The 21,957-nt window shown below is 47.3% G+C and carries 18 protein-coding genes and 1 pseudogene; 11 read left to right on the top strand and 8 right to left on the bottom strand.

What is annotated here, in order from left to right; all coding sequences use genetic code 11:
* Positions 1-769: 769 nt before the first annotated feature.
* The 4 genes from LKE13_RS14575 to LKE13_RS14560 all read right to left on the bottom strand — a co-directional run bounded on the left by LKE13_RS14575 (position 770) and on the right by LKE13_RS14560 (position 3,213).
* Positions 770-1,057 (bottom strand): SHOCT domain-containing protein, encoded by a 288-nt coding sequence (locus LKE13_RS14575; protein ID WP_227952121.1) that lies wholly within the window; start codon positions 1,055-1,057, stop codon positions 770-772.
* A 71-nt stretch (positions 1,058-1,128) separates the two neighbouring features.
* Positions 1,129-1,704 carry a c-type cytochrome gene (locus tag LKE13_RS14570; RefSeq protein ID WP_193717958.1) on the bottom strand — a complete coding sequence of 192 codons (576 nt, stop codon included), beginning with the start codon at positions 1,702-1,704 and terminating at the stop codon, positions 1,129-1,131.
* 153 nt (positions 1,705-1,857) lie between these two features.
* A complete protein-coding gene (gene lspA / locus LKE13_RS14565) occupies positions 1,858-2,340 on the bottom strand; it encodes a signal peptidase II (protein WP_227952120.1) in 483 nt (160 codons plus the stop codon).
* Between the two features lie 9 nt (positions 2,341-2,349).
* A complete protein-coding gene (locus LKE13_RS14560) occupies positions 2,350-3,213 on the bottom strand; it encodes a cation transporter (protein ID WP_193717956.1) in 864 nt (287 codons plus the stop codon).
* A gap of 98 nt (positions 3,214-3,311) precedes the next feature.
* Here LKE13_RS14560 and cadR point away from each other — a divergent pair, with 98 nt between their 5' ends.
* The 11 genes and pseudogenes from cadR (at position 3,312) to LKE13_RS14510 (ending at position 17,292) form a co-directional block, all read left to right on the top strand.
* Complete coding sequence (cadR, locus tag LKE13_RS14555) at positions 3,312-3,716, top strand: Cd(II)/Pb(II)-responsive transcriptional regulator (RefSeq protein WP_193717955.1); 405 nt, start codon at positions 3,312-3,314, stop codon at positions 3,714-3,716.
* 701 nt (positions 3,717-4,417) lie between these two features.
* A pseudogene (locus tag LKE13_RS18915) lies at positions 4,418-4,594 on the top strand (DUF6538 domain-containing protein); the annotation flags it as partial.
* Between the two features lie 24 nt (positions 4,595-4,618).
* Complete coding sequence (locus LKE13_RS14550; RefSeq protein ID WP_227952119.1) at positions 4,619-5,515, top strand: phage integrase SAM-like domain-containing protein; 897 nt, start codon at positions 4,619-4,621, stop codon at positions 5,513-5,515.
* Positions 5,516-5,699: 184 nt separating this feature from the next.
* A complete protein-coding gene (locus LKE13_RS14545) occupies positions 5,700-6,128 on the top strand; it encodes a hypothetical protein (protein ID WP_227952118.1) in 429 nt (142 codons plus the stop codon).
* Positions 6,129-6,523: 395 nt separating this feature from the next.
* Positions 6,524-6,925, top strand: coding sequence for a hypothetical protein (locus LKE13_RS14540; protein ID WP_227952117.1), 402 nt, complete (start codon positions 6,524-6,526; stop codon positions 6,923-6,925).
* A gap of 535 nt (positions 6,926-7,460) precedes the next feature.
* A complete protein-coding gene (locus LKE13_RS14535) occupies positions 7,461-10,397 on the top strand; it encodes a UvrD-helicase domain-containing protein (RefSeq protein WP_227952116.1) in 2,937 nt (978 codons plus the stop codon).
* A gap of 488 nt (positions 10,398-10,885) precedes the next feature.
* A complete protein-coding gene (locus tag LKE13_RS14530) occupies positions 10,886-11,569 on the top strand; it encodes a hypothetical protein (RefSeq protein ID WP_227952115.1) in 684 nt (227 codons plus the stop codon).
* 1 nt (position 11,570) lies between these two features.
* Positions 11,571-12,779, top strand: a complete 1,209-nt coding sequence (locus LKE13_RS14525) for a radical SAM protein (protein WP_227952114.1) — start codon at positions 11,571-11,573, stop codon at positions 12,777-12,779.
* A 1,610-nt stretch (positions 12,780-14,389) separates the two neighbouring features.
* Positions 14,390-14,740, top strand: coding sequence for a hypothetical protein (locus LKE13_RS14520; protein ID WP_227952113.1), 351 nt, complete (start codon positions 14,390-14,392; stop codon positions 14,738-14,740).
* 255 nt (positions 14,741-14,995) lie between these two features.
* A complete protein-coding gene (locus tag LKE13_RS14515) occupies positions 14,996-16,195 on the top strand; it encodes a DUF1611 domain-containing protein (RefSeq protein WP_227952112.1) in 1,200 nt (399 codons plus the stop codon).
* Positions 16,192-17,292 carry an alanine/ornithine racemase family PLP-dependent enzyme gene (locus LKE13_RS14510; protein WP_227952111.1) on the top strand — a complete coding sequence of 367 codons (1,101 nt, stop codon included), beginning with the start codon at positions 16,192-16,194 and terminating at the stop codon, positions 17,290-17,292. Before LKE13_RS14515 ends, LKE13_RS14510 begins: the two co-directional genes overlap by 4 nt.
* Positions 17,293-17,550: 258 nt before the next feature.
* Here the strand turns inward: LKE13_RS14510 and LKE13_RS14505 are convergent, their stop codons facing one another.
* From LKE13_RS14505 to LKE13_RS14490, 4 genes are read right to left on the bottom strand one after another with little or no spacing between them, the layout of a single operon-like run.
* Entirely contained in the window at positions 17,551-18,693 is a 1,143-nt protein-coding gene (locus LKE13_RS14505) for a rhodanese-like domain-containing protein (protein ID WP_227952110.1), read from the bottom strand.
* A gap of 3 nt (positions 18,694-18,696) precedes the next feature.
* Complete coding sequence (locus tag LKE13_RS14500) at positions 18,697-19,800, bottom strand: hypothetical protein (protein ID WP_227952109.1); 1,104 nt, start codon at positions 19,798-19,800, stop codon at positions 18,697-18,699.
* Positions 19,801-19,812: 12 nt separating this feature from the next.
* Positions 19,813-20,532 (bottom strand): vWA domain-containing protein, encoded by a 720-nt coding sequence (locus tag LKE13_RS14495; RefSeq protein WP_227952108.1) that lies wholly within the window; start codon positions 20,530-20,532, stop codon positions 19,813-19,815.
* Positions 20,507-21,955, bottom strand: a complete 1,449-nt coding sequence (locus LKE13_RS14490; protein ID WP_227952107.1) for a PrsW family intramembrane metalloprotease — start codon at positions 21,953-21,955, stop codon at positions 20,507-20,509. The genes LKE13_RS14495 and LKE13_RS14490 overlap by 26 nt, the downstream gene beginning before the upstream one ends.
* Positions 21,956-21,957 lie beyond the last annotated feature (2 nt).

Here is a 21,957-nt window from a genome sequence, read left to right as displayed (position 1 = left end):
ATGTCAAATTGTATTTATATGAGACTCATAAAAGGCGCGATGTGAAAGTCTCATTAGAGCAAGGTCTAATGGGAAGGTAATGGGCATCCATCGCTCTTGAGGCATCCCTGATAGGTTTTGGCTTATAATGTTAAATTCCCCTTCCAAGTTTGCTTAGTCCAGCCAGCAAATCTCTCTGGCCGTTCTGAGCCTATTAAGTGAAACCAAATTGGATCGAAAGGGTATGGGGGAATTTAGAAAACACAATGATTGATGTGGACTCTCGCAATAACGCACCATTTTTGGGAAGAATATATGCGGCCCACTATACCAACATAATGATATTTTATTTTATGGAAGTTAGTTTATACGCATTGCCTGATTTATAAAATGCGTATCGATAAGGTCGTCTCATGGTATGCCTCCTAAGCTAGATCTTTAGGTCGCTAGGCGCGTGATTGTGTTTCTTTATTTGTTCTAATTGTTGTTGGAATAGTCACGCTATTATAGGCCTATGACCGCCGTTAGAATGTTTGCTATCGACCCGAAGAGGCTATAAAAGGCATGGCAACGAATGTCTTTCATGGGCGGGAAGCAGACTTTGGTCTCTTCAAGCTCGCCATCAATAAAATTTGGCAAAGCAGACATTCATAGTGAACATTGAAAACGGAATTTCAGTTTTTCCAGAAATAACTTCCGCTTTGCGCGCAGTTGCGGACCTTTTTTTACCGCTCTAATATAGTCGGTTTTGTGCCAGAAGCAGCCATTCTATAAACGTTACACTGGCCTATTATTGATCAATAATGCGACGACGCTCTTCGAATTCCTCTTTGTCGATCTCGCCCCGAGCAAGTCTCTCCTTGAGGATGTCGAGTGGCGTCTTTGTTGGCGGTTGATGGTGAGGACTGCCATGGCTCAGAACCCCAAGCCACCGCAACAAAAGCACGACCACTACCACCGCTACGGAAATGAACACAATCATCATGATTGGGCCAAGGAACCAGCCATGCCATCCGCCATTCATCATATGTGGCCCGTATCCTGTCCCTTGTTGTTGCGCGAGAACGGTGGAAGGCAATAGAGATACAATCCCCATACAAATCAGGTAATTAATAAATCGAGACATCAGATCAATCCTCGCTGTTATGTTTACTGAACCGGGAACCCGGCCCGCATATAGGTGACAATCTTCCAGATTTCGTCTCTGGTCAAAACATCTTTGAAAGCAGGCATTGCGGTTCCAAAGGCCGTGCCACCGTCGGAGATAGACCAAAGCAGGAACTCATCGACTGACATTGGCATCTCTATTAGGTTGGCAAGTAATGCCGGAGAAGGACTCAAGGACTTACCTCCTTCGCCATCCCCCATACCTTTGGCCCCATGACAGGATGCACAATTCTCCCGATAAAGGGCCCGCCCTTCACCGATGGTTTTAGCATCGGACGAAAAGGAATTCCGTGCACCGCGGTACGCAACAGGAATGCCTTCATGCATGAAGACCCTGTGTCGTTCCATCCTTTGTCGCATGCCTGGCCCCATTTTACCTGGCCCCCACATGTCGCGTTGCATCCAATTTGGGTCCCACATGTCCTGGCAACATAGCTGTGATTGAGTGCCAGGGGATTGGGCACTCGCGCTGTTGAGATTCAATACGAGTGTAACCACGATGGCTAGCGCCAGAACCCCGGAAATCCCTAGGACAGACTCGGCACTCACTTTCCTCATAACAGTTCTCCTTATTTCTTAACGCGCCCCGTGGTTATCTGAAGTAGTTCAAGCTCTTGCCACGCACGGCAAACGATCGGTCCGAGGACTTAATATGCTAACATATGTAAAGCTTCTGCATACTCATTTAGATATATACCACTACCAATCTTATCAGTTGATATCAGAATTTTTATTTTTACTTATCAGGCTTTTAGAAATGATCAGTAGAACGCCAAGAACAATGGCAATGTCAGCCACGTTGAAGGCAGGCCAATGCCAAGAGCGCCAATAGAAATCAAAAGAGTCGATAACGTAGCCTCTGAAAATCCTGTCAAACAGATTACCTGCAGCCCCACCAAGGATCAGGCTGTAAGCAAATGCTTCAGCTTTTTGATGGCTTTTACTAATCAGATAGATAAGCAAAATTGAGATGGCTGAAGCAGACCCAATAAACAAATAGCGCTGCCAGCCGCCAGCATTTGCCAGAAGTCCGAATGCGGCACCAGTGTTCCATACATGTACCCAGTTAAAGAAAGGTAATACAAAAACGGATTCGCCATAAACCAACGTCTGTTTAATCCACCATTTAGTCGCTTGGTCCAAGATTGCTATTAATGTGGAGATGGCTAACAAGGTATATGTTGAGACATTCATGAACATTATTTAGCCCTTAAGAGCTAAAATACGTCTAGCACCATTAAGCACGATGATCCCAGCGATGGTACCGATAATCAAATCCGGGTAATTAGTTCCAGTCCAGGCTACCAAGCCACCTGCAGTAATGACACCGATATTGACCAACACGTCATTTGCCGAGAAGATCCAACTTGCCTTCATATGCGCTCCACCTTCTCGATGTTTACTGATCATCAGCAGACAGGTGGTATTGGCAATTAATGCGATGAAAGCGATAATCATCATCATTTGCGATTCAGGTTCACTGCCGAATACAAAACGTCTCACCACCTCAGCAAGAACACCTATAGCCAATATTAGCTGGAGTAGGCCCGAAAGATGTGCCGCCCGTACCTGCATTTTTATACTATGTCCCACAGCATATAGGGCGAGGCCGTATACCGCTGCATCTGCAAAATTATCGAGTGACTCTCCAATCAGGCCGGTAGACTGCGCGATCAGGCCGGTGGTCATTTCGACAATAAACAACACTGCATTTATGCCAAGCAACCAACGGAGAGTGCGAGACTCTTGCGTAGTAGAGGCCGCTGAGCCCTCGACAGCATTGATTATTTCCGGATCGGCAGCAACGGTTTCCTGAATTGAAGCTCCTAGCCCCAAGGTTGTCAGTTTTTGGGTTATGGGCTCAATATCGCCATCGTGTACGATCTCCAATCGGCGATTTGATAGGTCGAAGGACAACATCTTAATGTTTTCAAGGCCACTTAGAGCCATTCGGATTATTCGCTCTTCAGATGGGCAGTCCATCTTCGGCACGGCAAAAACGCTGAACCATTTTCCGGATGCTTCTGAAAAGGATCTATCGGTTTCTGATGTTGAAGAATTGTTCATGACAATGATCTACTTGAGTACGATGATAAAATATTTAAAACTATAAAGTCGATATAAGGTCAAGAGTAAAAAATGGAAATCAGAAAAGGAGAAAGTTGATGCGCATTGGTCAGTTGGCAAAGCTCGTGGGGCTCGATACCCAGACGTTACGTTTTTATGAACAGAAAGGCTTGCTGCAACGGCCTCATCGACAGGAAAACGGATATCGTTATTATACTAGAGAGCATCATGATCAATTGGTTTTCATTCGTAGCTGTAGGGCATTGAACCTCTCACTGGCAGAGATTCAAAAACTACAAAACTATCAGAATTCTCCTAATCAACCTTGTGCTGAAATCAACACCTTACTCGAGGAACACATCTCTCAGGTACGATTGCAAATATCCTCTCTGCAAACGCTTGAAAAACAACTCGTCTCACTGAGAGCTACTTGCAACGACAACCGGAAAATTCAGGCTTGCGGGGTTCTTGCTGGAATCAGGGAAGTAAATATACAAGGGTAGCAATTTGAAATATTAGATGGACACTTAGATGGGGTGTAGGCTGTCCAAGATTTAAATCTCTACTTCTAAAAAAACAAAAGCCAGCGACGAGATCGTCGGACATTTCCATTAAACTTCCGCCTTGGGTCAAAATCTGCCCTTTTCACGCACTGAAAATGGAGTCCGCTATGTCTATCAATAACGGAAGTCTATTTTGAATTTTCAGATTTTCTGAAATAACGTCCGCTTTCGGGAATATACACGCTGATCGAAATTGGTCGGTGAAGGTCGGCTAAGGGCCGAATGCAGACTAACTGGAAGAGGAGGAGGCTTACCCAATAGTATTATTCCCAGGTCGTGATTGGCAGTGTGGATGCTCAGGTTTTGTTGAGTGCTCTATAAAATTTTTAATGTATATCTGATAAGCACAGGTGATAAAGACGAAACAAGCGTTGTAATGCATGCTCCTATGGTTTACTGGTGTGACACGTAAGTGAGACATTGACTAACCTAGCTGTTGTCAAAATCCAGTGATATCAATACGTTGACGCTATGGCGGCGTTTCCCCGACCCTCCGCCACATTTTCCTCAGTTTAGGTTTATATTCACCCTAACCTATTGGTAATTATATCAATTTTGGTTTTAGATCAAAACCCTGATCGCGTATAAAACGCGGCTGGCGGGCCTCTGGTACAGAAAACTGGTACAGAGAAGGTCCGATTATGGGCGAATATCGACTTGATTATTTGGTTCGGCGAGGCCGTCAGTATTACTTCCGAAGGGCAATCCCTTCCATGGCCATTCCCTATTTGAATAAATCAGAAATCAAGCTATCGTTGCGAACGGATCAACCGGATATCGCAAGGAGGCGGTGCCGGATAATTTCAAATGTTTTCGAACGTTTTTTTGACTATTGCGGGCTAATGTCTGAACTTCCAGCAAATGTGATTGATAATATCATTAAAGATTATTTCGCGACCGCGATGCAGGAAGTGCGAGAAATCGTCAAAGATGGTGTTGGTGGCCCCAATCCCGGCATTGATGTTGCTGAAGAACTCATTGGGACCGAGAAATTCCTGAAATCCTTGAAGTCGGAACTCGCAAGCCGAAACTTTCAGCTTGGGACAATTGGTATTGCGGAGGGTGCGACGGAAAACTCCGGATATCCTTTTCCAAAAAAGGGAACCGACAGTTTCGATTATCTTTGTGAAGGAATTCTTAGAGCAAAAATTGAACAAAGCCGAATATATGCCGCCATGTTGTCAGGGGATTACGATCAGATTGAGCCCAAGGATGTCTTCTTCAAAGCACCTGCCTACGGAACCTATGAGCAAAAGACGAACTTTGTCGGATCAGAGATCACGGTTGGGGAATTGGCAGATAAATTTATCAAACTCAAGTCTGGTAGTAATGAATGGGTAAAGAAGACAGCGGTGGATAATATAAGAGTTCTCAACTGGTTTAAGTTACTTGTTGGCTCTGATTTATCCATAAGCTCCATCACCAAGGGCCATGTCGAAAAGTTTCGCGACCTGATGATGAGAGTCCCCAGCAGCTTCGAGAAAAAGAAAGAATATGCGGGCATGAATGTCCTGCAGGCAGCAGAGGCCCTCATCGACGGAAATCAGATAAGTCCAAAAACATCAGATAAATACTTCAAAACCCTGAAAGGCTTTTTAAACTGGTGTGTTGAGGAGGAATATCTCCCTTCTGTTCCGGGAGCAAATGTCAAAATACACTGCAAAGCCAATCCACAAGATGACCGCCATCCATTCTCGACATTTGAGCTTAATGCCGTTTGGAGAGGAGATGGGGATTAGGGCGGGCAGACTTACCATATACAAATAAACTTGGTTTTTGGTTTCATTTTCCTTGAAATACTATTTGAGCACGAAATGGTTTAATAGTACGGGTTGTGGAAAACATCCGGGCGGATTAATATTCTCCGCAATAGATTTTGCGAATAATTCTGCGGGCCCTGAGCACATTTCTTGAGGTGAAATAATGGCAAAGCGAATTTCAAAATCAGACATACAAGGTTACTTTTTTCTAGCTTTGATAGTTATGCCGATCGCATTGCTGGTAAAGCTTTCGGAACTAATTAGCTGGCTCGGCGTGATTGCAATATTTCTGACAATCATCATTCTAATTGTTTGGTATATGATCGCTAAAAAGATAAACAGGCGCGCTTATCTAATGAATAAATACAAAGATAAAAAGCTAGTCGAAGACTTAATGAATAAAACTTTTTGGCAGGAACAAACGGCTGATCAACTACGTGATTCTTTGGGGTCGCCTCATGCTATTGATAGAAAGATACTTAAAACAAAGAAGAAAGAAATTTGGAAGTATAATCATCTCGGCGGAAACAGATACGGCATCCGTATTACGCTTGATGACGATCAAGTAGTGGGTTGGGAAAAGAAGACATAAGCATTACCTTTTAAAATGCGACAATAAAATTAACGAAAATCCCGAAATTTGTTTATATGGTCACGAGCGAACGCACTTAAAGAATGCAGTCAGCAAACTTTAGCTGGTTCATAAATTATCTTTTATTTCAGCCCCATACCTTCTATCGTACAGGTGGAACCAAGACGCATGGTTCTGGGGCGTAGTAACCCCTAGTCTAAGTGGTTGGCATCAACCGGAAATGATGCCGTTTCCTTGATCTTATGGTCGGGGAGCCTGTGGTGTATACAACAGGCCCTCGGCTAAAGACCATGGGGACCGACTTAGGCCGGTTTACTAACTCCCCGACTACCAAGGTTCAGGAATACCAGGCAACAGCGGGCGCGCTGCTTGTGGCGGTATCGAGGGGAATTTTCATGAAACATTTAATGATCGCATTTGCGTGCCTTGCTGTGTCTGCTCTGGGAGGATGCAGCAGCATAAAACCGATAGATCCGGACGTTCTGGCTTCTGCCGATTATGGTATCTATCCGGATAACTATGAAACCATCATCAAGAGCTATTTTCAGACACGGCTGAAGGATCCCTTCTCGGCCCAATATCAATTCGGAATACCTTTCAAGGCGTTTCTGAGAAATGCGCCAGTCCTCGGCGGTGATCCGACTGTCTATGGTGATATGGTCAACACTAATGTGAACGCTAAAAACAGCTACGGTGCCTATACCGGGTATGAGGAATACAGGCTGTTAATCAGTGACGGCGTAGTCGTTGGAACGGCTAGAAAAAACCCTTGGTTCAGTGGGGACTGGTATAACTAACTAGCTTCACGGCACTGTTGGTCAGCATATTCTGATATGGGACAAATTAAAGCTCGCTACGCTGCGTGACATCCCATTTTCACCCCTTTCATCTCAACATGATCCTAAACCGCTATCTGGGCGCTAAAGGCGGCTTACGGCACTCATTTTTCATCCCCCCTCCCCAAGGCTCCGAGGTGGAAGATCATCAAACTACGGGACAGCCGCCGTTATCGAGCAAGTACATTGGAAAGTAACAGCTTATGTTGATGCGGCGAACGGATTTGGAGCAACCATCCGCACAGGTTTACTGCAACTATGCGCATAGTAACGCGAGAACGCTGGTACTTGAAGATTTAAAGACAATGTGAGTTGTTGTTCTAAAAGATCGCGAACTGCAAGTCGCTGAGAACGGGTAAATTTGTAATTTGCACTTAATTGCAAAATTACATTGATATTGCTTTTCTCCATTCAAGCCTATCGTTGCGCCTGAGCTGTAAGAAGGTTTATCCTTATTTCCAGAGTAATCTGGAGTTTCCCAATTTTCAAGAAGCCCATGACAAAGAATATTTATCGGGTCAGGAGGAGCTTAATTAATGACGCTTTGCTTCGTCCGCTCGGACAAATCTACTCAGGGTTAGAATTAGCCGAAACGGGACTTGGCCTTTTCGGGCTATCTCGAAAACATGTCCCCTTCGCCAATCTTACTGGACCGGTAAAAGTCTCAAAATTCCTCGGCTTCACGGCGGTTTTTCTGCGTTTGCAAAATGGCGAAGAAATTAGGATTGCAGGGCTTAAGTCTCGAGAGGCAGAAAGCTTTGCAACTGCTGCAAATGACGCATTCCGCCAGAATATCGCCAGGCAATTTACCGAAGCTGAACAGGAATTTCGGAAGCTTTGTGAGCTTCTTATCCGCCTGCATCGCCCCAGAAGATATCCATCAGCCTGTGTATTAAACCCTTTTTTGGAAAGAGCAGAAAATATTGTCTCTGTCTTTCCCTTTTTCATTCCTGATGGCACACTCACCGTTGAACAGGGAGAGCTTCTCAAAATCGTAAAAAGATTTTCAGAAACTCCGCAACGAATACGAGATGAGGCAATCAAAAATTTCACAGAGTCCGAACTTGTCGAAATGAAGGAGTTTTTCGACACTATTGAATCAAACCCGCTTACATCCGAACAAAGACGAGCAGTTGTGATTGATGAGGATGCGACACTTATTCTAGCGGGTGCAGGTTCCGGAAAGACGAGCGTCATTGTTGCGAAGGCTGCGTATCTGATCACACGCGGCATTCGTCGGCCCGAAGAAATCTTGTTGATGGCATTCGGGAAGGATGCGGCAAACGAGATGGCGGAGCGGATAGCCAAGCGGTCTGGGGCCGCAGTTGATGCGATGACCTTTCACGCCCTTGGCAACAGGATCATTCGGGAGGTTGAAGGAAAAGGACCCGTCCTTGCAGATCACGCAGATGATGACGCGAAGTTTCGTGTCCTGCTGAAAGATATTCTGCTTACGGAAATCACAAAGAAAGCTAATTTGAAGAGTATACTCCTCAACTGGTTCTCCGAGTTTTTCTGGCCATATAAAAATGAATGGGACTTCAAGAGCAAGGCTAAATACTTCGAATGGATTGAAGCCCATGAATTGCGCACCCTGAATGGAGACAGGGTGAAAAGCCATGAGGAATGGGAAATTGGCAACTGGCTCTTTCTCAATGGAATTGAGTACGAGTATGAGCCGGTATATGAGCATGAATTGCCCGATAATAAGCGGGGCGCTTACAAGCCTGATTTCCGTTTGACGGAAAGCGGCATTTACATTGAGCATTTCGGTGTTCGAAAAGCTAAAGATTCTAGCGGAAAGACATATTTGACGACAGCGCCGTACATTGACCGAAAGCGCTATCTTGAAGGCATGGCGTGGAAACGCAAGGTGCACAATGAAAACGGCACTACGCTGATAGAAACGTTTAGTTATGAAAATGTTGAAGGGCGCCTGCTGGAAGCTCTGGAAGAGAAGCTTACCCCATACGTTGAGATAAAACCGATCCCAGAAGATCAGGTGTTTAGCACCCTTACGGAAATGGGGCAGATCGATCAATTCACGCAAATCCTCGGAACCTTCCTACGTCACTACAAGAGTTCCAACTTGTCCATCAATCAATGCAAGGCGATAAGCGACAATCTCGAGAACAAACGCCGCCATTTTGCATTCTTGAAGATCTTCGAACCGCTCTTTGAAGCTTACCAGCAGCGCATGGGCGACAAGATTGATTTTGAAGATATGATCAATCGCGCCGCGGAGCATGTGCAGGCAGGAAGATACAAGAGCCCTTATCGTCATCTGCTCGTGGATGAGTTTCAGGATATATCTGAAGGTCGTGCCCGGTTACTTAAGGCTCTGAAAGCGCAGCATTCGGATGCACGCATCTTCGCGGTTGGAGATGATTGGCAGTCAATCTTCCGCTTTGCCGGATCGGACATTCATTTGATGCGTGACTTCGGAACAGAGTTCGGTGGAGATTTTGGAAATGATAGAGGCATTCACAGTGTCGTTGATCTTGGTCGCACATTCAGAAGCGTTGACAGAATTGCGCTCCCTGCCCGCCGCTTCATTCTCAAGAATCCGGCGCAGATAGAAAAGAAAGTCAAAACGATCGCGACCAGTAATGTTCCGGCGATTATGGTGTTCTATTACAATCATAGTCGGGTTAGCGCTGCCCTTGCAGAGGTGCTGGCGCAACTTTCAGAAATGGCAGCCAGTGGAGGCAGCGTACTGCTTCTGGGGCGCTATAACTATCTCCGGCCAAAGAATATGAAAGACCTGAAGGCAAAATTCCCAAAGCTCTCGTTGAAATTCAAGACAGCACATGGATCGAAAGGGCTTGAGGCCGATCACGTTGTAATCCTCCGCGCGTCTTCTGGCGCGATGGGATTCCCATCAGAAATCACCGATGATCCGCTACTCGATCTTGTTCTGCCAAAATCCGAGAATTTTGATCATGCCGAAGAACGCAGACTGTTCTATGTTGCGCTCACACGCGCCCGGAAATCTGTTGCCATCCTTGCGGACCGGGAAAAGCCATCTGAGTTCGTTCGTGAACTGAGCGATGATCCTGAGTATCAGATACTCACTTTTGATGAGTCCAGCGGGAGCAAAGTGTACAAGTGCCCAGATTGTGGTGGACGCATGCTGGCGAAGACCGGAAAAGGTAATCGTATTTATTTTTCATGCGAACATAGAAAACTTTGCGGCAAGACGCTTCTTCCCTGTCAGGTGTGCGGAAGCGACCTGCCGATAAAAGACGCGAAAAATCCAGAGAATATGATCTGCTGCTGCGGGGCTGAGCATCAGGCATGTCCAGAGTGTACGGACGGTTGGCTTGTCGAGCGCAGAGGCAAGTTCGGAAAATTTTTAGGCTGCATCAATTATCCGTCATGCCGGGGGCGTGGGAAATTTCCTGATAGTGGTGCCGGTAGATATAGACATTAACTGTCTTTTGATTTGCACTTAATTGCAAATCCACTGGACTGGTACATAGAACTGGTACAGGATTAACCGATGCAAGGAGGCAGCATAGCTCTAACCCTTTGATATAATTACGTTAGAAAAACGCGGCGGTTTCTCCCCAGCTCTCTATATTGTTGCTTAGGACCATCTTTGTTGGAGACTGCTATTGAACAAATAGTGCACTTTATATTCTACGATTACAGATGTCTGCATATGACCCAAATCTGACACTCGTTTGAACAGCTTAAAGCTCCGCTATACAGACTAAGTGACTAAACTCAAATATTGACAAAGTGCTGAACTGGGCGAACAATGGACGTTCGCCGCGTTTGCTTGGATTTTTCCCCATATTAAGGAAAGCGGTCATTCCCACAAAACACAAGTGTCTCATGGAGTTTTATTGACGCTCTGTGATTCATAAGATAAACGGAGCAAAAGGAGAATTACCTCTAAGCCGACACAGGTGTACTATGTCGATAACCGCATGGTGGGAAAAGTGGAAAGGCGAACCAACACATTGGCATAACCTTGATGGTTATTTCAAACCCATTGTCACACGGTTTTTCATTACATGGTTTGCCGCCGCACCTTTGATTGCCAGTTTAATCCGAGAGCATCCCACCATTTTTGTGTTGCCGTTTGATTGGTGGATTTTATGGCTCGCATCCTTAGCCTATGCGATTGCTTTCGCTTTGCACGCATGTAGATGTCCTCAATTCATTAAGCGATATCCGACCTATCCAGCCTATCAAGCACGCGGACACTCTCCACGTTGGCTTGTTTGGGAATTTCATGGCTGCTGGACCAGCATTGATAAAGCCGGTCGTGAAAAGCTCGAAAATCGGGTGGTCGAAAAGAACTACGCAAAAGTGTCGAGCAACGATCTAAAACTCCCAAAAAAGCCGCAAGTTTTTAAAGAAGGGACGATATTTCAGTTCCCGCATGATGGGAAAAGCTACGAACTTAAGGTAAAGGAAGACGCGCCAGAAGAATTGGCAAGAGACCTCTTTTGGGAAATTTCTGGCAGGTGGAGCAGTAGTCGCGCTAAGACGCGCTTTTCCATATGGGGACTTCTAGCCATAGCGATGGCTTTGGTCGTGTGGACTGTCGTTCAGGATATTTGCTTCGTATTATCGCTTTGGGTGAAAAATTAGAATGTCATCCTACAAGTATTACATAGCTCCGACGAGCCAAATGCATTTTTGCAGCGTTCCATTACGTTTGGACTCCTACAGCAACTGCCAATTCGGTTGCCAGTATTGCTTTTCAAAAGCGCGCGGCGGCGCTTTCAATGTGAACCGCGCAACTACAATTAACAATTCACAACTTAGGAAACGGCTCAAACGTGCTGTGGAAGGTAAACCTCAGGGCGCAACCGAAGACTTCCTCCAAAGACGAATTCCCGTCCAATTTGGAGGAATGAATGACCCCTTTGGCCCCTCCGAGATCAAGAAGTCGGTCTCGCTTGAGACATTAAAGACGCTGGCAGAGTTCGATTACCCAACTATAATCAGCACAAAGGGAACCATCCTCGCCAGCGATGAGTACCTTTCGGTCTTAGCTCGGGGGAATTTCTATGTCAGAATTTCGGTCGCAGCCGTTGACCCTGAGCTATCATCAAGTCTGGAACCGGGTGTACCGTCTGTAAACTCCCGCATGAATTGCGCAAAAAAAATAGCCGCCAAAGGCGTTCCGGTATCGCTACGTTTGCAACCGATTATTCCGGACTATGAACAAGACGCGGAAAGGCTGATCATTGACGCAGCCAACCATGGTTTCAAACACATTTCTGCCGAGTACCTGAAGCTTCCAGTAGAAACCACAGCACATAGTTTCGCAAAGCTCCAGAAGACGTTACCCGAAATTCGCAAATTTTACGCCGAGCAAAACGCTACGCGGGTGGGACGGGAGTTCATCCTACCAACCACATTCAAGAAACCGCGGTTGATCAACTTGAAAAGAGTTGCCGAACAACTGGGGCTCGTTTTTGGTTTCGCGGAGAACGAATTGCTTCTGCAAAATAACTTTTCTGCCTGCTGCAACGCGTCTGATTTGTTTTTGCGGGACGCCAATTATTTCGACTTCAACATTGCTGGAATTCTTATAAAACAACTGCACTTGGGCGAGTTCAAATTCTCTGTTACCGACAATGAATGGCTGCCATCTCATTCTGTTTTCAGTCATCTCAATTCAAAATCGAGAGTTCCCGCCGGCAACGGCTCCAACCGTGATGCTTGGACAAAATTCCTCAAAGACAAGTGGAATACAGGCCCTTGGCGCGGCGGACCTGCCAGCTTTGATGGGGTGGTAAATACGGGATCAATAGATGAAGCAGGTAACAACATTTATCGTTTGGATTGTTAGCTCGGCTCTTCGGTTGGCAATAATCCTCAATTTAGTCAGGCCCTGCAGGCATTACTTCCATGAATGAACGAGCTGTCGCACCGAATGTCTAGGATGATTGGTCTGCTTATCTCGACAAGGCGCATGCAGTGATTAGAACAGCGTCCCGCGCCGCTGCAAGTCTGCTTTGCGCCCAGAGCTGACATTACGCATCTTTCTTCATTGTCTCCTACTGACACAGAGTGGACAAGCTAGTGACTCCAGAATTAATTTCATTAAGGGCGAAAAGCTGACAACTTAACTCTCTACTATAGCTTCATTTAGTGGGTGTTATACGGGTACTGAAGCAATACCCCCAATACTTTAAAACCATCTAACTCATTGAAAACATTGGCGCACCCGACGCGATTCGAACGTGTGACCTCTGCCTTCGGAGTAGGCTAGAGTTAGAGTCGGATTAAAAATTCTCCGGGTCAAATGAAGTTTTAAAATTCACTGAAATTATTGGGGCAGAACCATACTTGAGCTTTGGGCCGTGTAAAACAACATACTGAAATTTCTTGATTTCCAGCAAAAGGATAATATTCCAAAGAGACGAAGTAGGTAGCGATCCAAGATATTCACGGTTGTTTCCTCTCAGCGTTAATTTACCTAAGGCTGAGTACGGGGGATAGCTGTCAGGAGGATATTCTAAGTCGACATCCACTGCTCGCCTGCCCGGAAAGAATAATTTTATAAGCCCTCTGATATATTTTCTCGGTAAAACGATTTGTCAGAAAATTTCCAACCCAACTTATTCTGAACACAAACCAATGCCTTGGTTCTCGGTCGTAATTCGAACGCTGTACTCCAGCTCTCAGCTCAAGATTAGAATTAAATAGCTTTGATATTCTTCTTTCGTCATTCGTACAGATTAGCACACGCCTACTATTGAAACTCTAGAGCATTATTAATTGCACTTAATTGCAAATCCACTGGACTGGTACAGAGAACTGGTACAGGATTAAGTATTGCAAGGAGGCAGTGTAGCTGTAATCCCTTGATATAATTACATCGGAAAAACGCGGCGGTTTCTCCCCGACCCTCCGCCACATTTTCCTCAGTTTAGGTTTATATTCTCCCTAACCTGTTGCTAATTATATCAATTCTGGTTTTAGCTGAAAAACCCAATTGCGCATAAAACGCGGCTGGCGGACCTCTGGTACAGGATTACCCGATGCAAGAAGGTAGTTTAGATCTAACCCCTTGATATAATTACGTCGGAAAAACGCAGCGGTTTCTCTCCGACCCTCCTCTACAGTATCCAATTTTTTTTGATTAATTTGCCGGATCGGTATCACGATTCAACATTATTCCCAGAAGAACAACCGAGTTCAGTCTATCGCGTAAGACCACGGATATCTTCAACCGAATAACACTCCCTTGCTATCTTAAAAGTTCTCCATCTTTGTAGAACCACCTAAAAATTATCTCCCAATTAAGTAGGACCCAAGACACTGACAAGTAATTGTGCAAGCGGAAGGAGAATTAAATATGCCTTAAACCATGCTAGATATTTGGCATACTGTGTTACGATACAGGATCTTGCACGCGATACTGCGTGTCTGTCCTGATACAGATCGGACTTATTTATGGAAATTCCTACATGGATTAAACCTGCGCTTATGGGCGCGGGAGCAGGCGCTATCGCCGTGGCTATAGTGGGATTTAACTGGGGTGGCTGGATGACAGAGAACGCAGCCAACGATATGTCGAGCGAGAACTCCAAAATGGCGGTTGCGACGGCACTTATGCCCTATTGCTTAGAAAACTCCAGGAATGATCCCAATTCAATGGACGTGCTCGCCAAGTTTGGAGAGGCTAATAGCTATAAACGACGTGGGATTGTTGAGGATGCCGGCTGGGCAACTCCGTTAGGCGCTGAAAAGCCGGATCGCGAACTGGCAGAAGCTTGCCAGAATGCATTAGCAGAAAAAATCTAGTTTTTTAGTCGCGCGGGTGCCTTAGGCCATACGCGGATAGTTTTCATTATCAAACATTCCGGAGGCGCGGTGAGCCGCGTCTTCTCTGGAAGTCTTGTCAACGCTCTCTCTGCGTAATCAAGGCAATATATCTGTGGTACTTGTGACCGAAAGTGCCGCCCAACTTTCGTTGCCTTCGCTTACATGTCCGCGAACTGTAATCGCTTTGCCAGCGCGATCCTGTTGCTGGCTCCAAGTGATCATCAAGGAACCAATATGTCTTCCGTTACACATCTCAATCAACCGCGGGCGTTTACCCGCGTAAACGAACCCGCAATTCTCAAGGGTTCTGGATCGGCCATTAAACTTCCGGTTCGCGATATTCCAAAATCGACCAACACAGCAATCGTCTATTGTGAAGGCAATTTCGGTGCCATTGACGGTAAAACGGCCAACGGGTTGGTCCGTCATTCCGAGAAGTATGAAATCCTATCGGTTATCGATAGTGAAAAGGCTGGCCTTGATTCCGGCGCCGCCCTTGGAGACGCGCCGAACGGTATTCCTATTTGCCGTGACCTCACCGAGGCCTTATTTCTGGCGGATAGCCTGCCTGAGTATTTTATATTCGGAATGGCGCCCTCAAGCGGCATGCTGTCGACGCGTGAGCGCGGTCTGGTAATTGAGGCCATGAGCCACGGCATGAACATCGTGAATGGCCTGCATGAGTTCCTCAATGACGACCCCGTCTTTGCTGCTGCTTGTCTCTCTTACAATGTTACAATTCTTGATATCCGCAAGCTCCGCGACAAAAAAGACTTGCGCATGTTCAGCGGCAGGATTGCCGAGGTCACTTGCCCCCGAATTGCGGTGCTCGGTACGGATTGCGCCATCGGCAAGCGAACGACCGCGACCATCCTGACACGCGCACTGAACGAGTATGGCGTGAAGGCGGTGATGGTCGGCACTGGACAGACCGGACTGATTCAAGGCGCGCGCTACGGCATCGCGCTTGATGCCGTCCCCTCCCAGTTTTGTTGCGGCGAGCTAGAGTCGACTATCGTCGAAGCCTTCGAGGCAGAAAGCCCGGATATAATAATTGTAGAGGGTCAGGGAGCGCTCAGCCATCCGGCCTTTTCAACATCATCTTTCATTCTAAGGGGGGCCTGTCCTGACGGTGTTGTACTCCAGCATGCTCCCGGACGGATCTACCGATGCGACTTCGATCAAATGCCGATGCCGACACCTGCCAGCGAGGTAAACCTGATCGAGACTTTTGCAGATACCAAGGTCATTGGGCTCACAATCAATCACGAGAACATGATCGAAGCCGAGATAGACTCGGCGATCACCCACTTTGAAAGCGAACTTGGTATTCCTGTGACGGACGCATTGACAAAGTCGCCGGATCATCTGGTAGAGATGGTTCTAGCTTCCTTCCCGCAGCTGAGAAAGAAGTCGATCGGGATCATTAATTGACCACCCCGCGACTTGAAATCAACCTCTCGAAAATCCATCATAACGCCCGGTTTTTGGTCAATCTGCTTGGCCGTCGTGGCATCTCCGTCTCGGCAGTGACAAAAGCTGTGTTAGGCCTGCCAATCGTTGCCAGGCAATTGCTGGCCGCAGGGGTAAGTGGGCTGGCGGATTCGCGCATTGAGAATATCCAGACCATGCGCCGTGCCGGGATAGAAGCACCTATGACACTCATCCGCTCGCCCATGATCAGTCAGGCAGCCGAGATCGTAAGAGACACGGACACCAGCCTGAACACAGAACTTGACGTTATCTCGGAACTTTCCAAAGCTGCACAAGCACAGGGGCGGATGCACGGGGTACTGTTGATGATTGAGCTTGGGGATTTGCGGGAGGGTATCATGCCTGCTGACCTCGAGGATGTCGTGCGTCGTACGCTGGACTTCCCAAACATTGTTCTCAAAGGCATCGGCACTAATCTGGCCTGTCGTTGCGGTGTCGTGCCGGATGCAGTAAATATGGCAGAACTGTCAGCACTAGCGAATGCGATTGACGCAACTTTTGGGCCTATAATCTCAATTGTCTCAGGCGGAAATTCAAGTAATCTCAATTGGATTTTGGGGGGTGCCGATACCGGCCGGATTAATAACCTCCGTCTTGGCGAAGCCATGTTGCTGGGCTGCGAGCCGCTTCATCGCCAAATGATTGAGGGACTCTTTACTGATGCCATAACACTCATCGCGGAGGTGATCGAGTCAAAGGTCAAACCATCGCAGCCTTGGGGTATGATTGCAGAATCCGCCTTTGGGAAAGCAACACCGCCGGCCGACAGCGGCAGTATCTCCCAGTCCATTTTTGCGCTGGGACATATGGATACCGACCCGGAAGGGTTAATTCCGCCGCCCGGGATGAAAATCCTCGGATCGAGTAGTGATCACCTTATTGTGGATTCTGGCCGCGACCGCCTGCCAATCGGCACCGAAATTCCATTCCAGCTTAACTACAGCGCTCTGGTCCGCGCCATGTCTTCCCCCTTCGTCGCCAAAATACCTTTTTCAGAGGAAACAGCATTGGCACTTCAATTACCTGTATCTGCCTAGCACCGGTATAATAAAATAAGTCCTGCTGTTATTCTATTGTTGAAGTTATCTAACTTTCCAACGGGAAACACAAACCCCCATTTCCGCATAACCAATATTTTGCAATTAAGTGCAAATCCACTGGACTGGTGCAGAATTTACCAATCCAAGGAGGCAGTGTTGCCCTAACCCATTGATATAATTACATTTGAAAAACGCGGCGGTTTCTCCCCGTGGGCTGTTTTACAAATATTACCAATCCTTACCAAGACCGCATATTTAACGAGGAGGTGGCGTTGGCTCCATTGGTAGCCCTGCGGCACTCCAGGATGCCAGACCTCCACGATACCAGTAAAGGTTGCTATAACCAGCTGCATTGGCCCGAAGCACCGCGTTATAAGATTCCCAGCATTCTGACCCGGCACAAAAGAAAATAGTCGGTATAGATGTATTACTTCCAAACAACGATCGGAGCGACGCTACAAAATTTTGTTGAGCATTGTCGTTGAAGTTGCCGCCATACCCACCAGAGGGAATAAAGACGGAATTTTTTATGGTGGATCCATGAGAATTTGCCAGCACATCAATTAGCTGAACTGACGCGTCACGCGCAATCATGTTTTGGACCTCGCCAGTCGTCACGCGTCGACCTACAGGAATTGAAATAGGCGTTGCAGAGCCAACATTGCTTTCAAGAGTTGATTTAGCTGGCACCCCCCAGTTTGTCAGCTCGTTTGCATAACCGGTGGTATCGACAGGATTGTTATTCACTACCACTGGGTCATTGTTATCGGGTGATGGAATGGCGTCATCACCGCCGAATTGATCCAGGATACCAAATATCACAACAGCAACAATAGCGAGGGCAATCGCCGCGTACTTGCGATCAAACGTAAACTGGCCGATAGTGATGGTGTTTTCTGCTTTTTTCGTTGTGTCCTTTTTTGGGCTGTTTGTATTGATATTTTTAGGCGGAAAATTGGTTGCTTTCCCTCCGGTCTCAGATTGTACTGGTTGCGAAAGACCGGCCCAATTGTCGCCTGAGGATTGTGAAGACACTTCGCCATCTGATGACGGAGTTTCATATACCGACGGCAATGGACCGAGTCCGAGAGAATAAGCGAAAGCCCGGACGACCTGCCGGGCAATATCAATACGGAGTCCTGTGCCGGCTTCAAGGCGGCCTGCTTGACGGTCCATCTCAATTCCGGATAGATGACGCTCTGTACTGATAAGTGCCGAGGGGACGCCTTCATCCACAGCGGAACGTACAACGCGTAGTTCTCGCTTGGCTTCCGGCAAATGGTCCGCGAGCAGTGATACCAATCTTCTGCGATCATTGAAAATTTCACTGCCAAATCGTTCGACAAGGGTCTTCAAGACCTCTGCTAGTGAATCATATGTAGGAGTATTTCCGGTCATTTTTTATTGTATCCGGCCACATGCGGCTGCTTGTTGACAGCTTCCATCCATTACACACATGGTCGAGCCCTTTAATTGCACATCTTGTCCACCGGAGCCCATAAATGCGATACAGACGCCGCCGAACCCCATATTATCCTGCTGCCACACGGGGATCACGGCCCGAACTGGAGCACCATTTATATTGTAGGGTATCAAAAACCCACTGCCCAGAGTATCTGGGTTGGTTGTGTTATAATTAACCCCTGGGCGCCAGACACCAAACATAGCTTCTCCTCCGTCCCAGCTTCCAGCGGGCAACATGATCATGGCTGGGGCTTGTCCCGCCTGTGTAGTAACAGAAAAGCTAAGACCCAGACTACCATTTGGCATTTGCTGAGTTTGTATGGTTGGTAATTGACCATTCGGAGGCTGAAGCAAGGGTAACGTTTGCTGTACGGGTTGTTGGGGCGTTGGCTGAGGCCCAGGTTGGGGTGTAGGCTGTGGTCCGGGTTGCGGCATTGGCTGTGGCGCAGGTTGCGGATTTGGTTGGGGGGCTGGTTGCGGCCCTCCTCCCTGTTGCTGCGAAAAGTATAGCAATGCTACCAAAGCAATAGCTGCACCTCCAATCACACGCTTGTCCTTCCAAATGGGAGGTTTCTCTTCTTCGTCATCATCATCTTCTTCGTGCTGATCTTGTGTCTGCTGGCCGGTTGAGCCTGTATGCGATTGTTGATGTTGCGGTGTTGTGGGGGTGCTGCCTACAACAACAGAATCCCCGGCCCATTCATCGCTTGCTGGTGCCGCCGCACCACTAGCTGTCGGTGCCAAGGGCCCCATTCTTTTGGCAACGTTTAAAGCAGTCTCAACAACACCTGCAGACAATTTTTCATTTATGGCTATTTCATTCCTGATTTTCTCAGTTTCAGCGTCGCTATCGCTGGCACTTTCAATACGACTGACTGCATTCATTGCTAAAGCCGAGGACAATGCCTTTATTTCGGCATGCAGATCTGGCGCCTGACTGCTGAGGCGCGGTACAATCATAGCGGGAGATTGGAGGAAACCATCACCCTGTTGCTGCCGGCATTGGTCTACAAGAGTATATAGGCGATCTTCAACGGACATGACTGTTTCCTCTTACCAGATAATATCGCTCGTCACGGGTTGATCTTCATCAATTTCCTGTGCGAACTCTTGGAGTGGATTGGGTGAATTTGTTGGTGATGATGCTGCTTTAACGGGGGCGGTAGTCGCCCATTTGATATATTTTACGAGGTCGGTTGCGTTATTTGCCTTTAGTGGTTTTAGGTCTGGATGGCGGATAAAGCGGCCAAGTATGTCGTTGTCAGCATCGGATCCTATTGCTATCGCCAGCCGGATCGCAGAGTTTGTGAGGTCAGCTGCAAAGAATGCGTCGAACCCGGATTCAAAATCATCCGTTGGATATCCGTCAGATGCCAGCACCAAAACGGGCGGAAGCTGTCGCCCTGGCATAGCTTCTGGGGTCAACCTGGCGGCTAGGAGGCGCAGTGCATCCCCCATATGGGTCTCCCCTTCTGCCTTCAGATCAGTCCATTGAATATTTTCTACAGGTTCCGGGGCTTCGATTTGCCATTCTGCAGTGGATGAAAATCGCAATACACTCATTCTAACGTCGACTTCAGGATTATCCGCCGCAACATTTCTTAACTCCGGCAAGGCAGTTCGCATCGCGTAATTCAAGGAGGCAATACGGTCGCCCTGCATCGATCCGGAGCAGTCGATGGCTAGCAGTATTTGTAATTGCCGGCGTGCGATTGCGGCGGGATCGAGTAGAATTTTTTTGCCATTACTACCCCAGCCCCACGACAGTGCCAATCAAGTTACTGCCGAAATCAATTGTAACGCCGGGCGCCAGGCGGATGTTTTGATTGATTTCAATCATCTGCTTGCTGCCATCGCGTAAAGTTGCCGACCAAGCGGCAGCGCCACTATTTCGAAGCCCAATAACGTTCTCACGGGTGGGATGAGGCACGATGGAACCGGCAACCCCGGCACCACGCCCGTCGAGTGCAGGTTCATTCCCCAAATCGATAACACTATTTGCCCTGAGCGGAATTTGCAGCCCCTCTATATCAAGCATCAATATTTCTTCCTTATTGACGGCCGGTGCCGCAGTTGGAGCCGGAGCCGGAGCTACCTTGGCCTGCGCGGGTGGCGGCGGCGCAGTTGTGACCGGCCTTTCTTTTGGCTTGTCGTCATCTCCGACAACAATGGATCCGAAACTTTCCGCAGTACGGCCCGCATCTTTTGCTTCAATGTGTCGAGCTTTTAAAATTGCAGCAACCAGCCCGACGGCGGAAATGCCCGCAATAACATACTGTAACATGGGCGAAATATCGGAAACACTGTTCCATAATGCGTGGATGATTGAGGCGGCAAGCCAACCGATCGCCATTAACTTCCACATCTGTTTTGGCCGAATAACGGCAAGGCCAATGAAATATCCGGCAATGCCTGCATAGGCCATATGCCCGACCAATGAACCAAGCACCCGAGGCATAAGAAGTAGCAATCCGCCCGCCATGCCGAGCGAAAGATCACCTGTTTCCTTTGCAATACTCTGGACCATATTGGGAACATATTGCGTGCCGGTTTCAATAAATGTGAAGGCGCCGCCTGCAAAAATTCCCATAAGTGCGCCGTCCAGCGGCCCGCGCACGTGAATTACCTTCCAGAAAATATTTTCTTTCAAACTAGGTTTGGTGTCGGCCTTGAGAGTCCACCATGCCCCGAATAGGATAGGTGTGGCTTTCAATAATTCTTCCATCAGGCCAGCGCCAAAGAACATTCCGATGAATGTCATGATAAAGTTTGCATTTGGTCCTGAGCCGATGTTGCCCGGAAGAATTGTACGGAAAACGAAGAAGTAAGGCGTAATCAGGGGGGTCATCATGATCACACAAACAGCGGCAAACGGGAACATATATGTCCAGATGGGTCGCGATGTGCGGGAATAAAAGAAAATCATCAGTTGAAACAACATGACAACGAAGAAGCAGATAACCAGGTTGATAGTAACCAAAGTACCGAACCGCTGCTGAGCATCCGGATTTCCTAGAACGCCGCCCATTGCAGCGAATAAAAACGGCACGCCAATGGCTAGCAGAATGGTAAGCAAGAATAGTGGGCTTTTGAATATTTTTATGTTTTTGGAGCGAAATGGAACCAGTTCCGAAAAACTTGCTTCGTCATGATCACGGGGAACCGTGGGCATAACAGGCTTTTTTTTCTTGGCCATAA

This window comes from Sneathiella sp. HT1-7 (assembly GCF_020731145.1).
In the GTDB taxonomy this organism is placed as follows: Bacteria; Pseudomonadota; Alphaproteobacteria; order Sneathiellales; family Sneathiellaceae; genus Sneathiella.
The sequence above is the reverse complement of the archived record's forward strand: the minus strand, read 5'-3'. Positions and strand labels throughout refer to the sequence as shown.